Source organism: Uliginosibacterium sangjuense (genome assembly GCF_059132465.1).
This window is the reverse complement of record NZ_CP101132.1, coordinates 1,501,600-1,525,410: the sequence shown is the minus strand read 5'-3', so window position 1 is coordinate 1,525,410 and position 23,811 is coordinate 1,501,600. Positions and strand designations below refer to the sequence as shown.

The window sequence follows — 23,811 nt, the reverse complement described above, 5'->3', positions numbered from 1 at the left end:
GCCCTCACGGAGAGAAGCCATGCCACGCGCCCTGTATGTCCTGACCAGCCTGCTGCTGTCCTGCGCCGCCCACGCCGCCCCCTACACCGGCCCGCTGTTCGACGCCCACCTGCACTACAACGACGAGGCCTTCCTCGCCGCCTACCCGGTGCAGGACGCAGTGGGCAAGCTGCAGCGCAGCGGCGTACGCGCCATCATCGCCAACAGCCGCCCCAACACCGGCACCAAGACGCTGGCCGGCGCGCCCGAAACACGCCAGGCCGGCGTCGCCGTCGTGCCCTTCATCCGCCTCTACCGTAACCGCGACGACTACACCAACTGGTTCCGCGACGAGAGCATCTACACCATGGTGCAACAGGAGCTCGCGGCCGGCACCGCCGCCGGCCCCTATCGCGGCATCGGCGAATTCCACCTGTACGACAGCGCGAACGCCAACGGTCCGGTAGCCCGCAAGCTGATGCAACTGGCCGAAGCGAAAGGGCTGGCCGTGCTCGCGCATGTGGATGACAGCGCCATCGACCTGCTGATGGCCCACGCCCCCAACGCACGTCTGATCTGGGCCCACACCGGCATCGGCGGCGCCCCGGTCGAGCGCATCAAAGCCCTGCTCGCGCGCTACCCAAAACTGATGGGCGAGCTCTCCTACCGACCGGGCCTGACCGAAGGAAACGGCACCCTCAGCGCCGACTGGAAAGCCCTGCTCAGCGCCCAGCCCGAACGCTTCCTCGTCGGCTCCGACACCTGGATCAACGCCCGCTGGGGGGGCTATGAGGAGCTGATGCAGGACGCCCGCCAATGGCTGGGCGACCTGCCCCCGACGGCTGCGCGGAAGATTGCCTGGGACAACGGGGCGACGCTGTTTGGGCTGCCGGAGCCGGCGCAGATCAAGCCCTGAACAAGCCCTTGCGCTCTAGCCGAGCTCTTTGCGCGACACGGACCAAATGCGGCATTCGTAGGCCGCAAGCCGCCCATCCACAAGCAAGCTATGCACTATGGGTACCTGAAAACCCCCTCCGATACACCCTTTTGGGTATAAACAAAAAATACATCACTCGACAGAAAGAACATGACGGCAGCGGGACGAGTGTTCAGTTCCAAGCTCCAGAAAAGCCCCTGTGCATGGACTCCCCGACGGTAGGTTTTTAGGCCTGCCTTCAAGACCGAGTCGCGGATCAATACAGCACCGCACCCCGCTATCAGGTGCCCCAGACGTCTGTGTCAGTGCTCGCAGCACCATTCGCCGTGTGCCGTTCTGAACCGGAGATCAGCATGTCCCAACTTCGCAAGATCATTCAGGGCTTCGCCCTCAGCACGATGGCATGCTCGATTTCATCGATCAGCCAGGCCGCCCAGCCCTTTGCTGACCTGATCTATTCGGGCGGCAAGGTGGTCACCGTCAATGATCTCCAGCCGGAAGCCGAGGCCGTCGCCATCAAGGCGGGCAAGATCATCGCGGTGGGCTATCGCGACGAGGTCATGAAGCTCAAAGGCAGCCAGACAAAACTGGTCGATCTGGGGGGCAAGGCCCTGTTGCCCGGCTTCATTGACCCGCACGGCCACGTCTTCAACACCGGCATCCAGGCCATTTCCGCCAACCTGCTGCCCGCGCCAGATGGTGCGGTGAATGACATCCCTGCGCTGCAAGCAACGCTCAAGGACTGGGCTGCGCGGAACGACAAGCTCACGGGCAAGTACGGCTGGATCGTTGGCTTCGGTTATGACGATGCCCAGCTCAAGGAACAGCGCCACCCGACACGCGAAGACCTCGATCAGGTGTCCACGGTATTGCCGGTGGTGATCGTTCATCAATCCGGCCACCTGGGTGTGATGAACAGCAAGGCGCTGCAGATGCTGGGGCTCACGGCGGCAAGCAAGAATCCGCCCGGCGGCAGCATCCGTCGCAAGGCGGGGAGTCAGGAGCCGGATGGTGTGCTTGAAGAGAATGCCTTCTTCGGTCCCTTCTTCGGTCTGATGAGCAAGCTCAGCCCGGACGCCAACAAGGCGCTGTTTGCCGCCGGTGTGAATCTCTACAAGAGCTTCGGTTACACCACGGCCCAGGAAGGCAAGGCTTCCATGGGGTCGGCCGCCACCATGCAAGCCGTGGCCAGGAGCGGCAAGCTGGATATCGATGTGGTGGCCTACCCGGACATCACGGTCGGCGCGCAGGCCATGAAAGCGCCCTGGCTCTCGCGCAGCTATACGCAGCATTTCCGCATCGGGGGCATCAAGCTCACGCTGGATGGCTCACCGCAAGGCAAGACGGCCTGGCTCAGCAAGCCCTATTACAAGGCGCCGAGTGGTCAGAAGGCGGACTATCACGGCTATCCGGCCTTCACCGACGAGCAGGTGAATGGCTTTGTCGAGCAGGCCTTCCAGAAGAAGTGGCAGGTGCTGGCCCATGTGAATGGCGACGCGGCCATTGATCAATTCATCGCTGCCGTGCGCGCTGCCGAAGCCAAACATGGCATGGCGGATCGCCGGCCTGTGGCCATTCACGCCCAGACCGCGCGTGAAGACCAGGTTCAGGCCTTCCATGACCTGGGCATCATGCCGTCCTTCTTCCCGATGCATACCTATTACTGGGGTGACTGGCATCGCGACTCGGTGCTCGGGCCGGAGCGTGCGGTGAATATTTCACCGCTGGGCTGGGCCATACAGCGCCACATGATCTTCACCTCGCACCACGATGCGCCCGTTGCCATGCCGGACCCGATGCGGGTGATGCATGCCACGGTCAATCGCGTGACGCGCAGCGGTCAGGTGCTGGGGCCGCAGCACCGGGTGTCACCGCTGGTGGCGCTCAAGTCACACACCCTGTGGTCGGCCTACCAGCACTTCGAGGACAAGAGCAAAGGCTCGATCGAAGTCGGCAAGCTGGCGGATTTCGTGATCGTGGATCGCAGCCCGCTGGATGGAGACCCGATGACGATCGACACGATCAAGGTCATGGAGACGATCAAGGAAGGCAAGAGCGTTTTCCACCGCGAAACCGCGCCGAAAGCAGCCGACGGCCGACGCAGCTGCGCCGAATCGGAACCGTGCATCCGGGTGGCAACCCTGGCCCTCAACATGGCCGGTGTAATCGACATTCACCGGCACGAGGACTGATCCTTGTGTGAACCAGGCCCGGAATCGGCGGGCCTGCAGAGCGACTCCCGGCGTGAACAGTTTTCTCCAGATGACTCGTACATAAACTTGAAAGGAGCGCTCCCGTGAAGCCACGGCAAATCCGTTTCACTCTGGGCCTGAGTGCCCTGCTGACCAGCTTTACCGTGCATGCAGACGGCGCGGCCAATGCGCTGATCATGCCGGCCGAGGCGCCGGTGACGCAGACGGCGGAAATCGTGATCTACCCGGCCAAGCGCGTCATCACCATGGAGAAGAAGCAACCCGAGGCAGCGGCCGTCGCCGTCAGCGGCAAGCGCATTCTCGCGGTCGGCACGCTGGAAGAGCTCAAGCACCAGGCGGGCACGCGCAGCGTGCGGGTGGATGAGAGCTTCAAGGACAAGATCATCATGCCGGGCTTTCTCGATCAGCACTTGCACCCGGTGCTCGGTGCGCTGACCCTGGCCACCGAAATCATCGCGCCGGAAGACTGGGCGCTGCCGGGCCGCACCGTCCTCGCGGCCAACAGCGAAGCCGAGTATCGCAGCCGCCTCAAGGCCGCCGAAGCCGCCCTCAAAGACCCAAACGAAACCCTGATCAGCTGGGGCTACCACAAGCTCTGGCATGGCAAGCTGGATCGCGCCACGCTGGACCAGATCAGCAGCACGCGCCCGATCATCATCTGGCAACGCTCCTGTCATGAATTCATCCTGAACACCGCTGCGCTGAAGTACCTGAACATCACCGAGGCAGACGTGACCGGCAAGGGCGACGCCAGCAAGATGGCGAACTTCGCCGAGGGCCATTTCTGGGAGCAGGGCCTGAATCTGGTGGGTGGCAAAATCATCAAGGTGATGGCCACGCCCGAACGCCTGAGCTTCGGCCTGAAGCAGATGGTGGCCTATGAGCACTCGCACGGGGTGACGGCCTACAACGAGCCGGGCGCGATCGTCACGCCGGACATGTGGAAGCTCTACCAGCAGATTCTCGGCGCGGACAATGTGCCGATGTACACCACCTTCCTAGCAGATGGCCGCGCCATCATCGATCGCGTGGGGCTCGATGCCGGCCTGGACGAAGTCGAGAAAACTGTCGCCCTGGCGCCCGAGAGTGCGGGTGGCAAGGTGATGTTCTTCCCGAAGCAGATCAAGCTGTTTGCAGATGGCGCCATCATTTCGCAGCTGATGCAGATGAAAGAGCCTTACACCGATGGCCACCGCGGAGAGTGGATCATTCCGCCGGCCGAGCTGGAGAAACGCGCCAAACTGTTCTGGGATGCGGGTTACCAGGTCCATGTGCACGTGAATGGTGACCTCGGCCTGGATGTGGTGCTGGCAACCCTGGAGAAGCGCATCAAGGAAACGCCGCGCCAGGACCACCGCTTTGTGATTGTGCACTTCGCCAACTCGAACGAGCAGCAGATTGCGAAGATCGGCAAGCTCGGCGCCATCGTCAGCGCCAACCCGTACTACCCGACCGCATTCGCCGACAAATATGCCGATGGACTTGGCAAGAAGCGCGCTGACAGCATGGTGCGTGCTGCCTCGGTGCTGAAGGTGACGCCGCATTTGTCCTTCCACTCCGACTTGCCGATGGCGCCCAGCGACCCGCTCTATCTTGTCTGGACGGCAGTCAATCGCATCACCCAGAGCGGCCGCGTGGCGGCGCCCGAGCAGCGTATTTCAGTGGACGCAGCCTTGCGTGGCGTGACCATCGAGGCCGCCTACTCCTGGCGTAAGGAAGACCTGCTCGGCAGCATCAAGCCCGGCAAGATCGCCAACCTGACCGTGCTGGAAGCGGACCCATACAAGGTCGACCCGAAGAAGCTGAAGGATATTCCGGTGTGGGGCACGGTTTTTGAAGGCAGGGTATTCCCGGTGCCAGAGGCCTACCGGGCGAAGGCAGGAGCCGCGGCGCCAAAACAGGCGACAGGCGTCGCGACAAAAGCTGTGCTCAGCAAGTGGGGATCAGACCCTTTCGGTCATGTGCACGACGCTGGCAACGAAGCCTGCCATCTGGCAGAGCTTTCGCAGCTCGCCGTACTCGCTTACAGCGAGAACCTGGCCGGCCGCTGAAGCCAGAGATCGGGACGCTGTCTTTCTGGACCAGAAGCTCCCCGATCCATGCTTGCTCAAAGCCCCCTCAAGACCAGCAGCAAAGTAGCCACGCAATGCCTGCTATCGGCCAGATACCGCATCACGCACACAGATCAGGCGCGCGGCATTCGGACCGGATGGCGCTCCGCCCCCTCCCAGTGACTTACTGCCCCCTCCCCGCCCTACGCCCCTTGGCCTGCACCTCCAATGGCTCCAAGGCACTACGCGCACCCTCAATCAAAGCGGTGCTAAGGCTACCGATCAGCTCCGAATCCAGTGGCCAGGTGTGCCAGTACAGCGGCACCGGGGCCGCGGTGTCGGGCGTCACGTCGATCAAGCGCCCTTGGGCCAGGGCTTCGGCGCATTGCAGCTCGGGCAGCATGCCGTAGCCGTAGCCGTGCAGGGCCGCGAGCATGTAGGCGTCATAGCCGGGTACGTAGTGGCGGGGGAAGACGGGGTCGTTCCAGCGCAGGTGCTGCTTGAGGTGATCGCCTTGCAAGGCGTCGCGCCGGTTGAAGACCAGGGCGGGGGCGCGGCGCACCGAGGCGCGGTTCAGCCCTTGCGGGAAGTAGCGCGCGACGAACTCGGGTGAGGCCACGCAGCGGTAAGTCATGATGCCCAGGGGCACGGAGCGGAAGCCCTGCGCCACGACGGGGGTGGAGCCGACGGCGCCGACCACCTCGCCGCTGCGCAGCCAGTCTGCGGTGTGCGTCTGGTCATCCACCAGGAACTCCAGCATCACTTCATGGCTGGCCGTCCATTCGGCCAGGGCGGGGACGACCCAACTGCCCAGGCTGTCGGCGTTGACGGCGAGGCGCAACTGGTCGCGCGTGGCGCTGGCCTTCACCTCGGGCAAGAGGTCGATGGCCAGCAGCCGCGTCTGGCGGGCGAAGCGCAGCAGGGGCTGGGCGGCCGGCGTCGGGCGCACCGGCCGGGTGCGGAACAGCAGCGGCAGGCCGACCAGGGTTTCGAGCTGGCGGATGCGTTGCGACACCGCCGACTGGGTGATCGACAAGGCAGTGGCAGCCTTGTCGAAGGAGCCCTCGGTGACCACCGCTTCGAGGCATTCCAGGAGGGAAAAATCAATCTTCACGGTCACCCCGCTTCATTAGCAAATCTGATCAATACTGAAAGTTATGCATGATGCTAATCATAAAGCCCTGCCCTGCCTAGACTGGCGACATTCCAGATCAATACGGGGAGCGGCGGCCGACACCGCCCGATCGCATCATGTTCACCGAAGCATTCGTTCAAGGATTCATCATCTGTGCCGGCCTGATCATGGCCATCGGCGCGCAGAACGCGCACATCCTGCGCATGGGCCTCACCCGCCAGCACGTCGGCGTCACTGTGCTGATCTGCATCGTGTCCGACGCTCTGCTGATCGGCCTTGGCGTGCTGGGCGCGGGTGCGGTGCTGACGCGCTGGCCGCTGGCGCTGGAGATCGCCACCTGGGGCGGCGCCGCCTTCCTGCTGTGGTACGGACTGAACTCGCTGCGCGCCGCCTTCCGCAAGCGTCAGATGGAGGTCGCGACCAATGGCGAGCGCATCTCGCAGCGCCAGGCCATCCTGCTGCTGCTGGCTTTCACCTACCTGAACCCGCATGCCTATCTCGACACCATCGTGCTGATCGGTTCGCTGGGTGCGCGCCATGCCGACGAGGCCCGCCTGCTGTTCTGGGCCGGCTGCATCACCGCCTCGGCCCTGTGGTTCACGGTGCTGGGCTATGGCGCGCGCTGGCTGGCGCCGCTGTTCACCCGCCCGATCTCCTGGCGCGTGCTGGATGCGCTGATCGGCCTGGGCATGACCGTGCTGGCGGTGAGCCTGGTGCGTCATTGATTACCGGCGGAACACCACGCTTATCTGCGCTTTGAGTGGAGGGTCGCGGCGCACAATGCTTTCATCGCGCCGACCGTATTGCCGTGCCGTCGCGACCTGGCCTCGTACCACTCAAGGCTCGCCGCATGATCGACGCCGCACGCAATTTCGACCTCTACCTCAATGGCGCCTGGACCCGTTCCAGCGCGCCGCAGCGTATAGAACGACGCCACCCCGCCAGCGGTGAGCGCGTCGCGACCTATGCCCAAGGCCACGCGATCGACATCAATCGCGCGGTAGACCACGCCACCGCCGCCCTCGCAGGCCCCTGGAACGCTTTGTCGCGCGCCCAACGCAGCGCCTTGATCCAGGCGGCGGCAGAGCAGCTCGATACGCGGCGCGAGGAGTTCGCCCGCGTGGAGTCCGACGAGACCGGCAAACCCTTCTCCGATGCGCTGGCCGACATCCGCCAGGGCATCGCCCTGTGGCGCTATGCCGCTGCCATGCTGCGCGGGCAGCACGGCGAGCTGCAGGCCGAGCTGGGCGGGGGTACAACCGGCGCCTGCCTGGTCGAGCCGGTCGGCGTCGTTGGTCTGATCACGCCCTGGAGCGCACCTTTCCTGGTCGCCGCCGAGCGCCTGCCCTTCATGCTGGCGGCCGGCTGCACGGTGGTGCACAAACCCAGCGAATACACCTCGGGCAGCGCGCTGCTGACCGGCGAAGTGCTGACCCAGGCGGGCTTTCCGCCCGGCGTGTTGAACATCGTGACCGGCCTGGGCAGCGAGGCAGGTGCCCCGCTCGCCGCCCACCACGATGTCGCGATGCTGTCCTTTGCCGGCACGACCGGCACCGGCCGATTAGTGATGAGCACCGCCGCAGCCTCGCTTAAGCGCGTCCACCTGGAACTGGGCAGTCGCAACCCGGTGCTGGTGTTCGCGGACGCCCATCTGTCGAAGGCGGCCGACGCCATCATCAGCAGCTTCACCCACAACGCAGGCCAGAGCTGTCTCGCCACCTCGCACCTGCTGGTGGAAGAAGGCGTGCGCACCGAGCTGGAGCGCCTGCTGGTCGACCGCTTGCGCGTCAAGTTCGGCAAATCGGTCGCCCAACCGGTGGCCACGCGCGCGCAGTTCGAGCGCCTGGCGGGGCTACTGGAGGAAGCCGCGGACACCGGACGCACCGTATTCGGCAGCAATAGCGCCGCAGGCGACGGCGGAGGCTTCCACATCGCGCCCGCCGTGTTCGCCGATCTGCCACCGGATTCGCCGGTCTTGCAGGAGGAGATCCTCGGCCCCCTGCTCACCGTGCAAGCCTTCCGCAACGAAGCCGAAGCCATGAGCCTCGCCGCCGAGCTGGGCGAAACCGCCCGCGCCGCCGCGATCTGGACCGAGGACGTGCGCCGCGCGCTACGTTGTGCCCGCCGCCTGCGTGCCGCCCGCGTCTGGGTCAATGCGCCGCAGGAGCGCTACCCGGAACTGCCCTCCGAGGTTTCGCGCATCGCCACCTATTGCGCGACCAAGGCGCTGATCCTGCGCTGATCCTGCGCGGCCGTCCGACGACGCATCAGGGCTTCGCCAGCCCGATCTCCAGCGCCGTTGCCCCGCCAACCACACATTGCGCCAGCGAGCGCGGCTGTTCCGCCCTGCCCTCGCCCAACGGAATACGCCCGGCCATGATTTCGCAGAAACGCTGCGGCAGGCGCGGCTCGCGCTGCGGCTCGGCGTAACCCAGCGGGTAGATGGGCATCAGGCTGGCGAAGTCGTATTTGTCCGTGGCGCCCATCGCATGCAGGATCTCGTGCGCGATCACCACGTTGTTGGCGCGCTGCATCTGCGCGTCGACATGCACGTTGCTGATTGCCACCTGCCCCTTGGCCAGGCCATGCGAACTGGGTACGCGCCCGCCGCTCCGCGCGGAATCCCAATAGACCACGAAGGCGCGGATGTTCGCGCGCGGCGTGCCACCTGGCTGGCGCCACGCCCACCAGCGCGTCTGCAGGCTCCACCACACCACCGGCAGGCCGCTCAGTTTCGACGGCGGCGCGGGCGGCAGGCTGCTCAGCGCGGGCTGCAGTGTCACCCGCACGGGTTGTACATTGCTCACCCCATGCTCCTGCGCCGCGAGGATGAGAAAGCGCTCGATGTCCTCGAAGTGCTCGGGGGCCAGGCTGGCGATGCGTGCGGCGGTGACTGGACTGCCGTCACCGTTGATGGGGAAGATCGCGATCTGCACGGTGCCACTCCAGTCGCGCGCGTTCTCACGCGCCACGTAGGTCGACCAGGCCACGCCCAACAGGATCAACAGCAGGATCAGGATGCGGAAGTTCTTCAACATGCCGCGCATGCTGACAGGGAAAGTACGCGCCGGGCAATGCCGCTCGCCGGGGAGGCTGGCGGCACGCGCGGGCGCCCCTTCCTCCCCCCGAAACCCCTCCCCGGCCCTCCCCTTGTCAGGGGAGGGAGGCTGGTTCGGCCTGGTTTGTCATGAACGGGCGCTCAGAGGCCGTCATGGCTCCCAGGTCGTGACGCCTCTCGCCCATACTCGTCATTCCTGCGAAGGCAGGAATCCAGCGTCTTTCGGGGCGCACCTAGATTGGGAAAGACAGCCAAGCCACTGGGTCCCTGCCTTCGCAGGGACGACGGCCGGGGTGTGCGATATACGCCGCTCTTCTGAGAGGCCGTAACAAAGTGGCTCCAACGCAGTGACACCTCTCGCCCACACCCGTCATTCCTGCGAAAGCAGGAATCCAGCGTCTTTCGAGGCGCACCCGGATTGGGAAAGACAGCCAAGCCACTGGGTCCCTGCCTTCGCAGGGACGACAAGTTGGGGGCGTCGCCGAGACGCTGCCTCTCAGGCGATCAGCTCCCAGGCCATCGGCGTGCCGCGTGCGATGTCGCGTGCCGCGCTGCGGCCGAGCACGGCGGGCAGGTGCTTGGGTAACAGGCCCAGGCCGGGGCGGATGGCGCGCACGTTGTCCGGGCCGAAACGCTCGCCGGCCCTCATGTCGCGCGTCACGTACAGGGTGCGGCGGAATTGCAGCGAGGCGGACTCACGTTCGCTCGGGCCGTAGCGCACGCCGCCCAGCGCCTCGGCCGCGATGGCGCCCTGCTCCACCAGCATGGCCAGCTCCTGCGGCTCCAGCGAGAACGCGGAGTCGACACCACCATCATGGCGGTCCAGCGTCACATGCTTCTCGATCACGCAGCCGCCCAAGGCGATGGCCGCGATGGCCGCGCCGATGCCCAGGGTGTGATCCGACAGGCCGACCTCGACGCCGAAGGCCTCGCGCAGGTGCGGGATGGTCAGCAGGTTGCTCTCGGCGGCCGGCGCCGGGTAGCTGCTGGTGCATTTGAGCAGCACCAGCTCGCGGCAGCCCGCCTCGCGCGCAGCGGCGACGGCCTCGCCGATCTCGCTGAGATTGGCCAGGCCGGTGGAGATGATCAGCGGCTTGCCGGTCGCGGCTGCCTTGCGGATCAGCGGCAGGTCGACGTTCTCGAACGAGGCGATCTTGAAGCAGGGCACGTCGAGTTCCTGCAGGAAGTCGACCGCCGTCGCATCGAAGGGCGTCGAGAAGGCCAGCATGCCCAGCTCGCGCGCACGCGCGAAGATCAGCGCATGCCACTCCCAGGGCGTGTGTGCCTGGTGGTAGAGGTCGTACAGCGTGCGGCCATGCCACAGACTCTTGGGGTCGTCGATGCGGAACTCGCGCTCGGCGATGTCCAGCGTCATCGTGTCGGCCGTGTAGGTCTGCAGCTTGAGTGCCTGCGCGCCGGTCTTGGCGATGGCCTCGACGATCTGCAAGGCACGGTCGAGCGAACCGTTATGGTTGCCGCTCATCTCCGCGATGATGAAGGGGCGCTCGCCACGCCCTACGCGATGCTGACCGATCTGGATGCTCATGTCCTTCACCCTTCCTGGAGACTCTTGCGGAACACGCGGCTGAACTCCGCATAGCCCGATTCGGCGAATACATTCAGCGAGGCACGGTTGCTGCCGAGGATCTCGGCCTCGATCTCGCTCAGCTCCGGCCGGTTGGCGCGCAGCCAGCGTTCGCCGGCCAGCAGCAGCACGCCGCCGCGGCCCTGACCATGCCGCCCCGGCACGAGGTAGATGGAAACGGTCGCGCGCGCGCCGTCGATGTCGTAGCGAAGCACGCCGACCGGCCCGCCCTCGTCTTCGGCGATCAGCAGCACACAGTCCGGGTCCTGCAGGCGCGAGGCGAACCAGGCCTCGTGCGAAGCCTGCGCGATGGAGCGCGCGTCGAGCGCATGGCGGCGGTTGATGTCGTGATTGCGCCAGGCGTAGAGACTGGCGCTGTCGGCCGCCGTCACGTCGCGCAACTGCATGTCGAAGGACTCCATGCGCGCCGCCACGCGGCCCGCACCATGCCCATCGCACACCGCCGCCGCGCTGCGCGACAGGATGGACAACCAGTCCGGGCTTTGCGCCAGCGCGCGCGCCACACCGGCCACCGCCATCAGGTGCTGGGCGCTGGCGGTGCCCAGGTGGATGCCGCCGCCCAGCTCGGCCAGCGCCTCGGCGCCGGCGCGCTGGTTGTCGGCCACGGTCAGCATCAGCGTGGGCAGGCCCAGGCTGCAGCGCTCCCAGGCCGCGGTGCCGGCGGCGCCAACGGCCAGGTCGGCGGCCAGGTAGAGCTGGGTCATGTCTTCCACGTCGACATGCAGGCTCGCCCCCGGAATCGAGGCCACGGCACGCTGCAAGGCCTCACGGCGCGGCGCCAGCGAGCCGACCACCACGTCGATCATGAAGCCCTCAAAGGCCAGCGGCGTCAGCACCGCCAGCGCGTGGCCCGATATGCCATCCGGGTCGGTTCCACCCAGGTTGACCAGGATGCGCTGCAGGCGCCTGCGTTCGGGCGGCGCCTTGCCGCGCGCGGCGGCAAACTCGGGCCGCAAAAGCGCATAACGCGGCCCCAGCAGGCGCAGGCAGTCATTCGGGGTGTGACGGCCGTAGCGGAAACCGTTGACCAGCGAAGGGTTGTGGTCGACCAACAGATCACAGTCGTGCGGCCGGTTGTCGAGGTCGTCGATGACCGCGATGTGGCGCACGTACTGCCGCATGGTCGTCTCCCACACGGCGTCCAGCCCGTAGTGGTCGACCACCAGCCAGTCGATGCGCCCCATCTCGGCCAGCGCCGCCAGGGTGTCTTCAGCGTCCAGCGCCGGCTCGACACCGAGCCAGGCCGCATGACCGGTGAGGCCCGGCAGCAGGTCGCGCGGCGGCAGCAACTGCAGGCTGGCGAATTCGTGGCGCTCGATGCGCTCCACCATCGAGCTGGGCATGTGGCGCGCGAGGAACACGCAGTCCGCTCCGATCTCGCCCAGGGCCTGCGCCAGGGCGAGGCAGCGCATGGCGTGGCCCAGGCCCATTGGCAAAGACGCATCGACCCGGAAGACCACCTTCATTGCTGTTCCACCTCGAACAAACCTTCTTCCAGCAAGCGTGCCACGAGCGGCAGCAATTCCAAAGCGCTGAGCTTGATGCGTTCGGCCAGTGCAATGAAATCGCGCTGGCCGTCGGCGTAACCGATGAGGTTGGACAAGGCCATGACCTCGCGGATCGTGTCCGGCGTGCTGAGCGTGGGATACAGGCCGCGCTTGCCGAGCTGCGGCTCGCACAGCACGGTGCAACGGTAGCGCTGGTTGGCCTCCAGCACGCGCAGCACGTCGCGCACCACCCGGAAGCCCCCTTCCAGCCCGGCCGGCGTGACGAAATCGAGGTCGTCCAGCGAGCTGTGGTACTCGGGATAGGTGGCGTACTTGGAGCGCATGATGGAGCCCACCGGCAGGTCGAGGCCGGGGCTGCAGTACTGGCGCTCGTCCGAGCCGCGCTCCAGGAAGTCGTACAGGGTGTAGCCGCCCGGCAGGTGACCCATCACATGCATGGCGGCACGATCCGCCAGGGTGTCGCCCTCGCGTGAGTGCAGGTAGCTGTAGGCGCGCTCATCACCGATGCAGGTCAGCACATAGCCGGCCACCACATGGCGCTTGAGGTGCGCCGAGTTGCGCGCGAGGTAGGCGATGGCGCCGATGGTCTCGGGCACGAACACGATGCGGTAGGTGTAGCGCCGCCGCGGCAGGCTCTGCAGCCAGCGCGCCAGCGCCAGCGTGACCAGCGGGCCGGACAGCTCGTTGTTGGCCATCGAGGGGTGGCAGACGTAGGTCGACAGCAGCACTTCCTGCTTCGTCTCGCCCGGCAGTACCCATTCGCCATAAGTCAGCGCGCCGTCGATGAACTCACTGTCGACACGCACCCGGTACTGGCCCGGCGGCAGCGCGTCGAGCTGGCGCTGGCTCAGGCAGAAACCCCAGCGCTCGCGGTAGTACGAGGTCACGTAGGGAATCGCGTCGGGCTGCTCGGGCAGGGTGTACAGATGCGGGCGCAGCTCGTCGAGCGACATCACCGCATCCACCGGCGCCGAGTAGCCCACGAGGTGGAGGTTGTGGCGCGCCACGTCGACGACGCGTTGCCCGTCCGGCCCCTCGATGTAGGCCTCGCGCAGCACCCATTCGCGCGGCACGGTCCAGTCGAAGCACTGGGTGCCGCTGGGCACCTCGTGCAGCGTCAGCGCGGGCAGTTCGCGCTGCAGGATGGCCAGGGTCTGGCGCAGGCCGGCGCCGGTGATGCTGCGGTTGAGCGGCCACAGCTCATGCGCCAGAGCGTGCAGCCAGGCGCCGATGGAGGCCTCCGCGCCCGCCTCGCTCATGCTCAGGCCCCGCCCGCGCGGTAGCGCTCGACCAGGGCGACGATGCTGTTCACGCTATCGAAACTCTGCACCGTCATGTCCTCGGTGCGGATCGCGATGCCGAAGGCCTGCTCCAGGTCGCCGACCAGGCGGATCAGGCCGAAGGAGTCGATTAGCTTGGCGCCCAGCAGGGCTTGCTCAGGCGTCACCTGCTCGCGCAGGCGCGGCTCGACGATCTCCTTGACCAGTTCGGTCACTTTCTCGATGTATGGACTCATGAAGGCTCTTTCTCGAAGTCGCCACGATTGCTCAGGACCAGCAAGGGATCGCGCTGCATCAGGGGCAGGATGGCATCACGCACGGTACAGGTGTCGTAGGCCGTGAGGCTGATGCCCCGCAGCGGCCGCTCCATCATGCCGGCCTCGCGCAGCACCGGCAGCAGGACGGTGAAGTCGTTTTCCGCAACCGGCGACAGGCTGCGCACGTACAGCGTCTCCTCGCAGGGGATGGACGCCCCGCCACGGATCAGCGTGCCTTTGAACGGCTTGCGATAACGGTAGGGCAACTGCTCGCGCACCAGCCACTCCAGGCGGTGCAGGTAGCTGCAGTGGGTCGGGTGGGTACCCAGCATCAGGAAGCGCGCATTGCGCCGCTCCATCCAGTCGTAGATCGAACCCTCGCCCCAGGCATCCAGCGGCATCCGTTGGCCCAGCTCGGCCTGCGCCGGGCCCAGCACATTGAAGGAAAAGTAGGCGGACAGCGTGCGCAGGGTGTCGGGCCGGCGCCGGAAGTGTTCGCTCAGCACGCCGGTGCTGGCGGGTGCCTCGTCGAGATTGCACACGCCGTCGCGATAGCCCTCTGCAAACGAGGGCATCAGCAGGTCGCGCCCGCCGGCGATCTGGATGAGAGCATCGAGAACCTCATCCACCGCGGCCGGATCGTTGCGCCGCATCTCGCGCAGGATCGGCCACAGCGCGCCGTACACCACGATCGGGCGATCGTCCTCGCCGACCAGCGCGGCCATGCTGGATTGCAGTTCGGCCAGGAAACTCATCGCGGCACGAAGGTAAAGAAGTCCCAGATCGGGAATTCGTGCTGGTAGCCCTGCTGGCTGGACGCCTCGCCGACCAGGCGCGGGTGCTCGTAGCCGGCCAGCGCAAAGCCGGCCTCGGCCATGAAGTCCAGCAGCACGTCCAGCGTGGGCGCCACGTTGAACTGCGGGTTGAAATACTCGCTGACCACGGCATACGGCCGGGCCGGGTCGCCGTAGCGATTGGCCAGCCAGAACACCGGGTTCGGCTCCATCGCGCACAGCGCGCCATCGCGCGCGAGCACCGCGCGCAGCGCGCGGAACACCTCGGGCAGCAGCGGCGAGCGCGTGCCCTGCTCCGGCTGCAGCAACAGCAGCAAGGTGTCCTGCAGGTAGATGTAGTCGAAGTGGGCGGCATCCTGCCCGGCCAGCAGATCCAGCACCGCCTCGAAGGACGCGGTCTCGACGAAGCGCAGGCCGGCGCGCTTGCCATGATTGCGGCGCGCCAGTTCGAGCAGCTCCGGCGAGTTGTCCAGGCCCAGCACCTGCGCGCCGGCCGCCGCCATGCGCGCGCTGAAGAAACCGTTGCCGCAGCCGAAGTCGAGCACCCGCTTGCCGGCCAGGCGGGCGGGCGTGCACCAGGCATCGAAGAAGGGCAACTGGATGTCGCGGTAGGTCTCACCCACGATCCCGGTGCCATCGGGCGAGAACTTCTGATCCTGCCAGGCACGCCAGGGTTCGCGCACGCGGCGCTCGACCAGCAGGTACTGCCCCACGCGCTGATGGAAGCTGCCCACGTGTTCGCGGTCCAGCAGGTTGGCCAGCGGCGCCAGGCAGTCCGTCGCCTCTTGCGGCGAGGCGATCAGGCAGCGCCGGCGGCGCAACAGGGCGAGCAGCGGCTCGCCTTGCAGAGACTCGCCACCTGCGGGGGCCAGCCCCGAGTGATCGGCATGCAGGCCGGCGGCGCCCACCGCGCGCAGGCTGCGGTCGCGCCCGTGCGCCTCCTGCAGGCGCGCCTGCCATTGCGCGGGCGACGCACCGGCGGCCTGCGCGAACAGCACGGCGGCGGCCGCCGCATCCAGCTCCACATGCAGGCGCAGGCGTGGGTTGGAGGCCAGCCAGACGCCCTCGACATGGCGCAGGCAGACGTCCGGGTTCAGGTAGAGGACGGCTTCACTCATGAGTCGGCACGAAGGGGCGGATGCCCAGCTCGGCCAGGCGGGCCTTCACCAGGGGTGCGATGTCGCTGCGCGCATGCAGCATGTTGCGGATCACCGTCAGCGCATCGGCAATGCGCTCCTCCGACTCGGTGCCGATGGACACGCGCAGGAAGCGCTCGGTGCTGGCGCCATAGGCCGAGCCGGAGACGGTGGAGATGTTGTGGAACAGCAGCAGGTAGAGCGAGACGTCCAGCGAGGAGGCCGGGAAGTCGCCGATGTTCACGAAGAAGTAGAAGGTGCCGCAGCCGGGCAGGCAGTCCAGCCCGATCTCCGCGATCTTCAGCGCCACGCGCTCGCGCTTGGCCACGATCTCGCGCGCCTGCGGCAGCGTGATGCCGATGATGCGGTGGAAGTACTTGGCGAGGTAGGCCTGCAGCACGGTCGGCGCGCAGGTGATGATGTGCTGGTTGAGCTTGAGCACCTGGGCGATCAGTTCCGGGTGCGCAATCAGGTAGCCGATGCGCCAGCCCGACATGCCCATGTTCTTCGACAGCGAGTTGGCGATGATCACCGTGTCGCGCGCCGGGTCGAACTCGATCGCCGAGTGGAACTGCCCGGGTTCGAGAAAGTCGCTGTAGGCCTCGTCGACCAGCAGCCACACGCCACGCGACCGGCACAACTCGACCAGCCGGGTCAGGTCTTCACGCGTGTAGAGACGCCCGGCCGGATTGTTCGGATTGTTGATGACCAGCATGCGGGTGCGCGGCGTGAGGTAGTCGCCAAAGCGCTCGATGGGTGCATCGAAGGGGATGAAGCGCGGCGTGGCGTCGACCAGGCGCACATGCTCCTGGTAGCTGAGCCAGGCGGGTTCGTGGATCAGCACCTCGTCGCCGGCATCCACCGTGGCCAGCACCGCGAGGTAGATGGCGACCTTGGAGCCGGCGGTGATCAGCACCTCGTCCTGTCCATTGACCGGGCAGGCGTACTGCTGCTGGTAGAACTCGCCGATCAGGCGGCGCAGCTCCGGCAGGCCCTGGCTGTCGGAATAGTGGTAGCCCTTCACGAAGTCGATCTTGCGGAAATCGAACATCGGGATGTCGAAGAAGGCCTCGCCCAGCGACAGGGTCGTGATGTCGTAGCCGCGCCGCTTCTGCGCGTACACGATCTCGTTCATGTAGATGGACAGGGCCGGCGGCACGTGGCGCGCGCGCTGGCTGAGCGTACGCAGGGCTGTCATGTCGATTCCTTGAGCAGGAACTTGCGGATCTTGCCGCTGGCGGTGCGCGGGAAATCCGCCACCGACTCCACCGCCTCGGGCCACTTGTGCTTGGCCAGGGAAGAGAACACGTAGTCGCTCACGCTGGCCTCCGCATCGGCCGGCGCCTCCGGCTTGAGGCGCACGCACAGACGGTAGCTCTCGCCGTAGAAGGGATGCGGCACCGGCGTCGCGGCCGCCTCCAGCACCCAGGGGTGTTGCATGGCCAGCAGTTCCACCTCGCGCAGCGCGATGAAGTAGCCGCCCTTCTTGATCACATCCTTGCTGCGCCCGGTCAGGATCAGTTGCCCCTTGGCATCGAGGTAGCCCAGGTCACCGGTGGCGAAAAACCCTGCCTCGTCCAGCACCAGCAGCGGCTCGCCGCCCGACTCCTGGTAGCCCAGCATGAGGAAGGGCGTGCGCACCATGATTTCGCTGTAGCGCGTGTCCTCGCCGGCCAGCGGGCGGAAGCGCATCTCGGCATAGGGCAGCACGCGCCCCACGCTGCCCTCGGCACGCGAACTCAGCTCGGCGGGGAACTCGGAAGTCAGGAAGGTCGTTTCCGACAACGCGAAGTTCTCCAGCAGCGGGATGCCGAACATGGCCTCGAAGCGCGCCTTGGTCTCGCGCTCGATCGGCGCGGTGCCGAGGAAGGCATGGCGAATCTGCTGGCTGCGCGGCGCCACCTGGGCGCGCTGGGTGCGCTCGCCGATGGCCAGCAGGCCGCGCACGATGGCGGGCACGAACCACAGCACGTTGATGTCGTAGCGCTCCAGCGTCTGCCAGAAGGAGAGGAAGGTCTTGCCGCTGAAGATCTCATCCACCACGGCGGAGCCGGCCACCGAGAAGGGAATCAGCGCCATGTTGAACAGCCCGCCCAGGTAGGACTGCGGCAGGTAGTTCCAGATGCGGAACTCCTGGTCGAAATCGGCGCCATGCACGCGAGCGAAAGCGTGGCCCGCCGACCACAGGCGGTCGCCGTCGAGCACGATGGCCTTGGGCGCACCGGTGGTGCCGCTGGAGTACAGGTAGACGCGCGCCCCGGCATGATGCGCGGGCCGCCCCTGCGCGGCTGGCAGATGGCGAAAGGCACCGTCGACCTCGACCGGCAGGCAGGGACGCTGCGTGGCCCGCAGCGATTCCACGACGGTGGCGGCCAGCAGCGGGCTGTAGAGGCAGCACACCGGCTGCACCAGTTCGGCCCAGCGCTCCACTTCGGCCGGCGCGGTGTCGCAGGCCAGCGGCGCGAAGCGGATGCCACCGCGCAGGCAGGCGATGAACAGGCTCAGCATCTCCAGCGAGTTGGGCAGCACCGCGCCCACGCAGGCGCCGGGGCCGACGCCCTGCGCGGCCAGCCACTGCAGGTGGCGGTCGGCCAGCGCGTCGAGCTGGGCGTAGCTGAGGCTGCGCTCCTCGTCACCCGCTGCGATGAGCGCGGTGCGCGCGCCGAAGCGCGCCACGATGTCGTCGAAATCCGCGTTGAAACTGCGCTGCCATTCCATGGTGTCACCCGATCACTGGTTCGCCATCGAGCAGGATCGCCTGCCCGTCGATCCACAAGGATGCCTGGCGGAATACGAAGTCGATGTGGAAGGGCACATCGTTGAGCCCCCCCACGGTGGCGTTGGAGCCGAAGCCGAAATGCACGCAGCCCAGCACGCCCTCGTCGGTCAGCATGTTGCCGGTCAGCGTGGCGGCCGGATTGAGGCCCACGCCGCATTCCGCCAGCACATAGGCCAGCGGACTGCCGACGCGTGCGAACAGACGCTCGCAGGTCTCCACGTACTCCGCTATGTCGCTCTCGAAGCGGCGGATGCGCCCGCCCGCGACATGCAGGGTAATCGGCGCGCGCAGCAGACCGATCTCCTCGCAGGCGACCGAGCCGTCGACCACGACGATGCCTTCGGAGGCGTCCTCCACCGGCGAGACGTTGGACTCGATGTCGGGCGGCGAGCCCAGGCGGTAGTCCGCGCTGACGAAGCCGGGGCAGCAGTTGCCGACGCGCCCGGCGATGTCGAGCTGGATGTCGGTGCCGGCCGCCGTGGCGACGCGCACCCGCGAGCCTGCGGTGAAGGCCTCGGTGATGCGTCGCGTGCGCTCGAACTGGGCGTGGAAGTCGGCGGTGACGGCCGGATCGCGCAACAGGGTCTCGGAGTAACCGGGCAGGCTCAGGTAGCGTCCGCCCGCCTCGGTGAATGCCAGGCGGGTACGCGTGTGGGCCAGCGACTTGAAGGTCAGCCCGGCCACCAGGTCGGCCTGCTGCATCAGCGGCGCCAGGAAGGGCGGTGGCTCGGCGCCATGGCGATCGGCCACCGGGATGACGGCCGTCTCGGCCTGCGCGCCCAGCGCGCGCGCAGCGGCCAGGAAACGCTCGGCCAGTGCCTGCGTCGACGCGTCGACGACCAGCAGGAAGCGCTCCCCGGACCGAAGGGCGCCGCAATGCGACAACAGATGTGCCGCCGGATCGATTTTCGACATGCTCAGCCTTGCAGGACGGTCAATGCCACATGCCAGCACTTTAGCGCAGCGGGGTGCGGGCAGGCAGCGCGGAATTGCCGCGCAAACCCCCCACTATTCGGCCAACCGTCCGCCCCGCCTCAGCGCAGCTTGAACAGCGGCTCCAGCGGTGCGCAGCGCAAGACCTGGCGCACGCCATTGGTCTTGACCGCCACCGACATCACCGCGAACACCTCATCGAGCACCGACAGCAGGAAGTCGACCTCAGCATCGGTGTGCGCGTAGCTCACGTTGAAGGTGCCCAGCGAGAGGATGCCGCGCGAGAAGATCTCCTGCAGGAAGAGCGTCTTGATCTCCCAGCTCGTGGCGTTGGAGGTGTCGCGGATGATCAGGAAGGGCCAGGTGGCGTCGCCGCCCACCGCCAGCACCTCGGACAGCTCGTGGTAGGCGATGCGCGCCGCAATACCGGCCTGGATGCGCTCGCCCATGCGCTTCAGATGGTCGATGACCGGCTGCGCCTGCAGCTTGGTCAGCGTGGCCTTGGCGGCCGCCAGCGACAACAGCTCGCCACCGAAGGTGAAGGAGAAGAAGATCTCCTCCATCAGCTTCATCACCTCGCGCGAGCCAGCGATGGCCGACACCGGGAAGCCATTGGCCATGCCCTTGCCGAAGGTGGCCAGGTCCGGCACCACGCCGAAGCGCTCCTGCGCGCCGCCCTTCTCGTAGCGGAAGCCGGTGATGGTCTCGTCGAACACCAGCAGCGCGCCGTAGCGGTGGGCCAGCTCCTGCACGCCTTCGAGGTAGCCCGGCGCCGGCGGCGTCACGTTCATCGGCTCCAGGATCACCGCGGCGAAGCCGTCCGGGTGACGTGCCAGCAGGTCGGCCAGCGCTTCGAGGTCGTTGTAGGGGAAGGTATGGGTCAGCTCGCGCACCTGCATGGGCACACCACGATGACGCGCGGTGGAGCCGATGTACCAGTCCTGCCAGCCGTGGTAGCCGCACACCGCCACGTTGTCGCGCCCGGTGTAGGCGCGCGCCAGGCGGATCGCGCCGGAAGTGGCGTCCGACCCGTTCTTGCCGAAGCGCACCATTTCCGCGCAGGGCACCATGTCGACAATCATCTCGGCGACCTCCATCTCCAGCCGGTGCGGCAGGCTGAAGATGACGCCGTCGTTGAGCTGGTGGCGCACCGCGCCGTTCACGTCCACGTCGCCGTAGCCCAGGGTGACGGCGGCGAGACTCATGACGAAGTCGATGTACTTGTTGCCGTCCGGGTCCATCACGCGGCAGCCGCGCCCCTTCTCGATGAAATAGGGCGACACGCCATGCGGATACTGGGTGAGGCTCTTGCTGAAGGTCTGCGAGCCGAGCGGGATGCTGCGCAGCGCGCGCTCCAGCATCTCCTCGGACTGGTGATAGCGTTCAGACACCGTGGTTCTCCTGCTTGCCCGCCGCGGCGGCCAGCGATTTCGCCAGCCCTTCGTTGCGGACATGTTGCGTATTGATCGTTGTGTTCTCGGGGTGCGCGGCCAGCCAGGCCAGGATGTCCGCCATATCGAAATCGGGCTTGCGGGGGTACAGCGCCTCGTAGATGCGGCAGACCAGGGCGTAGTCGGCAGCTTCGTCGACCGTCCAGCGCAAGGCCGACAGGTCGGGCGACTCCTTGAAGTGGATGATACGGAATCGCTCCGGCTGGCGGTTGATGTAAAGCGTCACATGCTCACGCTGCGCCGCCTGGCGTGCCTCGCGCCAGGCCTCTTCGAGGCAGGCGAAGCGGAAGATTTCGATATCCAGCCCGTCGGGAAAGGTCGGTTCCAGCGCGTTGCTGAGGTAATCGCAGGGCTGCGCCTCGAAGGCCATGAGCATCCGGTCGAGCAAGGCGGGGTCGGCCAGCGGGCAATCGCCGGTCAGGCGCACCACCGTGTCCGGCTGCCAGGGCGCGGCCGCGCGGTAGAAGCGATCCAGCACATCATCGAGCGCACCGCGGAAGCAATGCACGCCCAGACGCTCGCACAATGCGGCCAGGGCATCGTCGGAAGCGTCGTCGCTGGTCGCGACGATCAGCCGCTCAAGCCGGTGGGCACGGCGCAGGCGCTCGATCTGCCGCGCCAGCATCGGCTCACCCAGCACGGGCAACAAGACCTTGCCAGGCAGGCGGGACGAAGAGCAACGCGCCTGCAAGACGCCCAGCACGCCACTCACGCGCCCTCCTCCGACTTCTCTGCGCGCCATTTGCCGAACAGCCAGCCGTCCAGGTACTCCCCCTCGCACCACCAGTGCCGGCGCAACACGCCTTCCTGCCGGAAGCCCGCTTTCAACAGCGTGCGGGCCGAGCCGGAGTTTCCGGCATAGCAACCTGCGGTGATCTTGTGCAGACCCAGCTCGTTCAGCGCGAAGTCGGACAGCGCCTGGACCGCCTCACTCGCGTAGCCACGGCCCCATTGCCCCCGCTCGCCGATCAGGAAGCCGATGTCGGCACGGCCATGGGTGCTGTCGACCGGGCCGAGCTTGATGTTGCCGATGTGCAGCCCCCCCTGCTTGAGGCAGATACCCAGCAGGAGGCTGGTGGCGGAGGCATTGGTGGTGGCGATGAATTCGCGGATGCGCTCGATGGTCTGCGGCGGTGCAAAGCGCACCTCCAGGTGGCGTACCACCTCGGGGTCGGCCAGCCAGCGGGCATACGCTGGCGTGGCATCACCCGCGCCAAGATTGCGTAGCACCAGCCGATCGGTTTGCAGCGGTTTGTCCAGCAACACGCCGAGACCTCCTAGATGCGCTTGAGCGGAATCCCGTAGTTCTTGAGGAAGGCCTTGGCGCGCAAGGGATTGTTGTCGCCAAAGTTGAACAGGCTGCCGCAGGCCACCGCCTCGACCCCTGCCTCGAAACCCTCGCGCAGATGCACGAAGCTGCCGGCGCCGCCACAGGCGATGACCGGCACATTGACGGCCTGCGCCACCGTGCGCAGCAGGTCCACATCGTAGCCGTTCATGCGCCCGTCACGGTCGATGGAATTGAGCAGGATTTCGCCCGCGCCGTGCGCCACGCCTTCCTGCAGCCAGTCGAGCAAGGCGCGTGCCTCGGGCTGGCGTCCGCAGTCCGAGCGCAGCGTCCAGCCCTCCCCCTCGCGCAGCACGTCGACCGACAGCACCACCGCCTGGCGCCCGTAGCGCTGCGCGATCTCCGCCAGCAGCGCGGGATTGCGGTAGGCCGCCGTGTTGATCGCCACCTTGTCGGCGCCGGCACGGATCAGGCGCGCGGCATCTTCCACTGAACGAATACCGCCACCGACAGTGAAGGGCACGAAGCAGACCTCGGCGATCTTCTCGACCCAGCCTACCAGGTCGTCGATGCTGCGCGCCTCGCGGGCGATGTTCAGCAGCATCAGCTCGTCGGCATCCTGGTCGCTGTAGACCAGCGAACTCTTCACCGGGTTGCCCACGTCACGCCATTCGCCGAAGCCCACGGTCTTGACCAGGCGATTGTTGAGCAGCAACTGCACGGGGATGATGCGGCGCTTCAGCATGCGCCCGCCTCCCAGCGGCCGTCCCACTGGCAGAAGTTGTCCAGCATCTGCAGCCCGTTGCGCTGGCTCTTCTCGGGGTGGAACTGCGCGCCGACCACGCTGCCTCGCCCGACGATGGACGGGAACAACTCACCGTGATCGGTCATCCCAATGGCGTTTTCCTCGTTCGTGCAGTGGAAGCGGTAGCTGTGCACGAAGTAGAAATCCACGTCGTCACGGATGCGATCCAGGATCGGGTGCGGCCGCGCACGATGCACCAGGTTCCAGCCCACATGCGGCAGGCGCAGGCCCGGGGCCAGTGGCAGGTGCCGCACTTCGCCCGGCACGAGGCCGAAGCCCTCGGCGCCCCCCGCCTCCTCGCCGAAATCCGCGAGCAACTGCATGCCCAGGCAAATGCCCATCACCGGCTGGCCGGCTGCGGCGTAGTCGCGCACCGGCTGGCGCAAGCCCGCTGCATCGATGCGCTGCATGGCATCGGCGAAGCTGCCCACGCCGGGCATGATGAGGTGGCTGACTTCCTGCAGATCGGCGGCGGCCCGCACCGGCACCCAGTCGTAGCCCAGGCTGTAGACGGCGTGCGTCAGCGAACCGATGTTGCCGATGCCGACTTCGAGCACGCCGATCTGGGGATGCTTCATGGCCAGAGCCCTGGCGTTGGCCC

Annotated in this window: 21 protein-coding genes; 5 read left to right on the top strand and 16 right to left on the bottom strand. The window is 66.8% G+C overall.

Annotated features, from left to right (window positions below):
- Window positions 1-19: 19 nt before the first annotated feature.
- From NMB43_RS06930 to NMB43_RS06920, 3 genes are all read left to right on the top strand, one after another.
- Window positions 20-895, top strand: coding sequence for an amidohydrolase family protein (locus tag NMB43_RS06930; protein WP_494351418.1), 876 nt, complete (start codon window positions 20-22; stop codon window positions 893-895).
- A gap of 374 nt (window positions 896-1,269) precedes the next feature.
- Window positions 1,270-3,108, top strand: a complete 1,839-nt coding sequence (locus tag NMB43_RS06925; RefSeq protein ID WP_494351417.1) for an amidohydrolase — start codon at window positions 1,270-1,272, stop codon at window positions 3,106-3,108.
- 104 nt (window positions 3,109-3,212) lie between these two features.
- Window positions 3,213-5,180 (top strand): amidohydrolase, encoded by a 1,968-nt coding sequence (locus NMB43_RS06920; RefSeq protein WP_494351416.1) that lies wholly within the window; start codon window positions 3,213-3,215, stop codon window positions 5,178-5,180.
- A 184-nt stretch (window positions 5,181-5,364) separates the two neighbouring features.
- Here the strand turns inward: NMB43_RS06920 and NMB43_RS06915 are convergent, their stop codons facing one another.
- Window positions 5,365-6,294, bottom strand: coding sequence for a LysR family transcriptional regulator ArgP (locus NMB43_RS06915; RefSeq protein ID WP_494351415.1), 930 nt, complete (start codon window positions 6,292-6,294; stop codon window positions 5,365-5,367).
- 137 nt (window positions 6,295-6,431) lie between these two features.
- Here NMB43_RS06915 and NMB43_RS06910 point away from each other — a divergent pair, with 137 nt between their 5' ends.
- Together NMB43_RS06910 and NMB43_RS06905 are read left to right on the top strand one after the other, a co-directional pair.
- Window positions 6,432-7,040, top strand: coding sequence for a LysE/ArgO family amino acid transporter (locus NMB43_RS06910; protein ID WP_494351414.1), 609 nt, complete (start codon window positions 6,432-6,434; stop codon window positions 7,038-7,040).
- Between the two features lie 125 nt (window positions 7,041-7,165).
- The gene (locus NMB43_RS06905) at window positions 7,166-8,557 is read left to right on the top strand and encodes an aldehyde dehydrogenase family protein (RefSeq protein ID WP_494351413.1); all 1,392 of its coding nucleotides are present in this window, start codon (window positions 7,166-7,168) and stop codon (window positions 8,555-8,557) included.
- A gap of 25 nt (window positions 8,558-8,582) precedes the next feature.
- Here the strand turns inward: NMB43_RS06905 and NMB43_RS06900 are convergent, their stop codons facing one another.
- The 15 genes from NMB43_RS06900 to hisH all read right to left on the bottom strand — a co-directional run bounded on the left by NMB43_RS06900 (window position 8,583) and on the right by hisH (window position 23,788).
- On the bottom strand, window positions 8,583-9,353 hold the full coding sequence (locus tag NMB43_RS06900) for a zinc metalloprotease (protein WP_494351412.1): 771 nt from the start codon (window positions 9,351-9,353) through the stop codon (window positions 8,583-8,585).
- A gap of 516 nt (window positions 9,354-9,869) precedes the next feature.
- Entirely contained in the window at window positions 9,870-10,919 is a 1,050-nt protein-coding gene (pseI, locus tag NMB43_RS06895; RefSeq protein ID WP_494351411.1) for a pseudaminic acid synthase, read from the bottom strand.
- Window positions 10,920-10,924: 5 nt separating this feature from the next.
- Window positions 10,925-12,445: a UDP-2,4-diacetamido-2,4,6-trideoxy-beta-L-altropyranose hydrolase gene (pseG, locus tag NMB43_RS06890; RefSeq protein ID WP_494351410.1), complete on the bottom strand. Its 1,521-nt coding sequence runs from the start codon at window positions 12,443-12,445 to the stop codon at window positions 10,925-10,927.
- On the bottom strand, window positions 12,442-13,746 hold the full coding sequence (locus NMB43_RS06885) for a DUF4910 domain-containing protein (protein ID WP_494351409.1): 1,305 nt from the start codon (window positions 13,744-13,746) through the stop codon (window positions 12,442-12,444). The genes pseG and NMB43_RS06885 overlap by 4 nt, the downstream gene beginning before the upstream one ends.
- A gap of 2 nt (window positions 13,747-13,748) precedes the next feature.
- Window positions 13,749-14,003 (bottom strand): acyl carrier protein, encoded by a 255-nt coding sequence (locus tag NMB43_RS06880; RefSeq protein WP_494351408.1) that lies wholly within the window; start codon window positions 14,001-14,003, stop codon window positions 13,749-13,751.
- Window positions 14,000-14,779: an AAC(3) family N-acetyltransferase gene (locus NMB43_RS06875; protein ID WP_494351407.1), complete on the bottom strand. Its 780-nt coding sequence runs from the start codon at window positions 14,777-14,779 to the stop codon at window positions 14,000-14,002. The genes NMB43_RS06880 and NMB43_RS06875 overlap by 4 nt, the downstream gene beginning before the upstream one ends.
- Window positions 14,776-15,936: a class I SAM-dependent methyltransferase gene (locus NMB43_RS06870; protein WP_494351406.1), complete on the bottom strand. Its 1,161-nt coding sequence runs from the start codon at window positions 15,934-15,936 to the stop codon at window positions 14,776-14,778. The genes NMB43_RS06875 and NMB43_RS06870 overlap by 4 nt, the downstream gene beginning before the upstream one ends.
- A complete protein-coding gene (locus NMB43_RS06865) occupies window positions 15,929-17,152 on the bottom strand; it encodes a pyridoxal phosphate-dependent aminotransferase (protein ID WP_494351405.1) in 1,224 nt (407 codons plus the stop codon). Before NMB43_RS06865 ends, NMB43_RS06870 begins: the two co-directional genes overlap by 8 nt.
- Window positions 17,149-18,672: a class I adenylate-forming enzyme family protein gene (locus tag NMB43_RS06860; protein WP_494351404.1), complete on the bottom strand. Its 1,524-nt coding sequence runs from the start codon at window positions 18,670-18,672 to the stop codon at window positions 17,149-17,151. The genes NMB43_RS06865 and NMB43_RS06860 overlap by 4 nt, the downstream gene beginning before the upstream one ends.
- Window positions 18,673-18,676: 4 nt before the next feature.
- Complete coding sequence (locus NMB43_RS06855) at window positions 18,677-19,648, bottom strand: aminopeptidase (protein WP_494351403.1); 972 nt, start codon at window positions 19,646-19,648, stop codon at window positions 18,677-18,679.
- A gap of 119 nt (window positions 19,649-19,767) precedes the next feature.
- Window positions 19,768-21,057, bottom strand: a complete 1,290-nt coding sequence (locus tag NMB43_RS06850; RefSeq protein WP_494351402.1) for an aminotransferase class III-fold pyridoxal phosphate-dependent enzyme — start codon at window positions 21,055-21,057, stop codon at window positions 19,768-19,770.
- Complete coding sequence (locus NMB43_RS06845; RefSeq protein WP_494351401.1) at window positions 21,050-21,829, bottom strand: cytidylyltransferase domain-containing protein; 780 nt, start codon at window positions 21,827-21,829, stop codon at window positions 21,050-21,052. The genes NMB43_RS06850 and NMB43_RS06845 overlap by 8 nt, the downstream gene beginning before the upstream one ends.
- Window positions 21,826-22,383, bottom strand: a complete 558-nt coding sequence (locus NMB43_RS06840; RefSeq protein WP_494351400.1) for a GNAT family N-acetyltransferase — start codon at window positions 22,381-22,383, stop codon at window positions 21,826-21,828. The genes NMB43_RS06845 and NMB43_RS06840 overlap by 4 nt, the downstream gene beginning before the upstream one ends.
- 11 nt (window positions 22,384-22,394) lie before the next feature.
- Window positions 22,395-23,150 carry an imidazole glycerol phosphate synthase subunit HisF gene (hisF, locus tag NMB43_RS06835; RefSeq protein ID WP_494351399.1) on the bottom strand — a complete coding sequence of 252 codons (756 nt, stop codon included), beginning with the start codon at window positions 23,148-23,150 and terminating at the stop codon, window positions 22,395-22,397.
- A complete protein-coding gene (gene hisH / locus NMB43_RS06830) occupies window positions 23,144-23,788 on the bottom strand; it encodes an imidazole glycerol phosphate synthase subunit HisH (protein WP_494351398.1) in 645 nt (214 codons plus the stop codon). The genes hisF and hisH overlap by 7 nt, the downstream gene beginning before the upstream one ends.
- Between the last annotated feature and the right edge of the window lie 23 nt (window positions 23,789-23,811).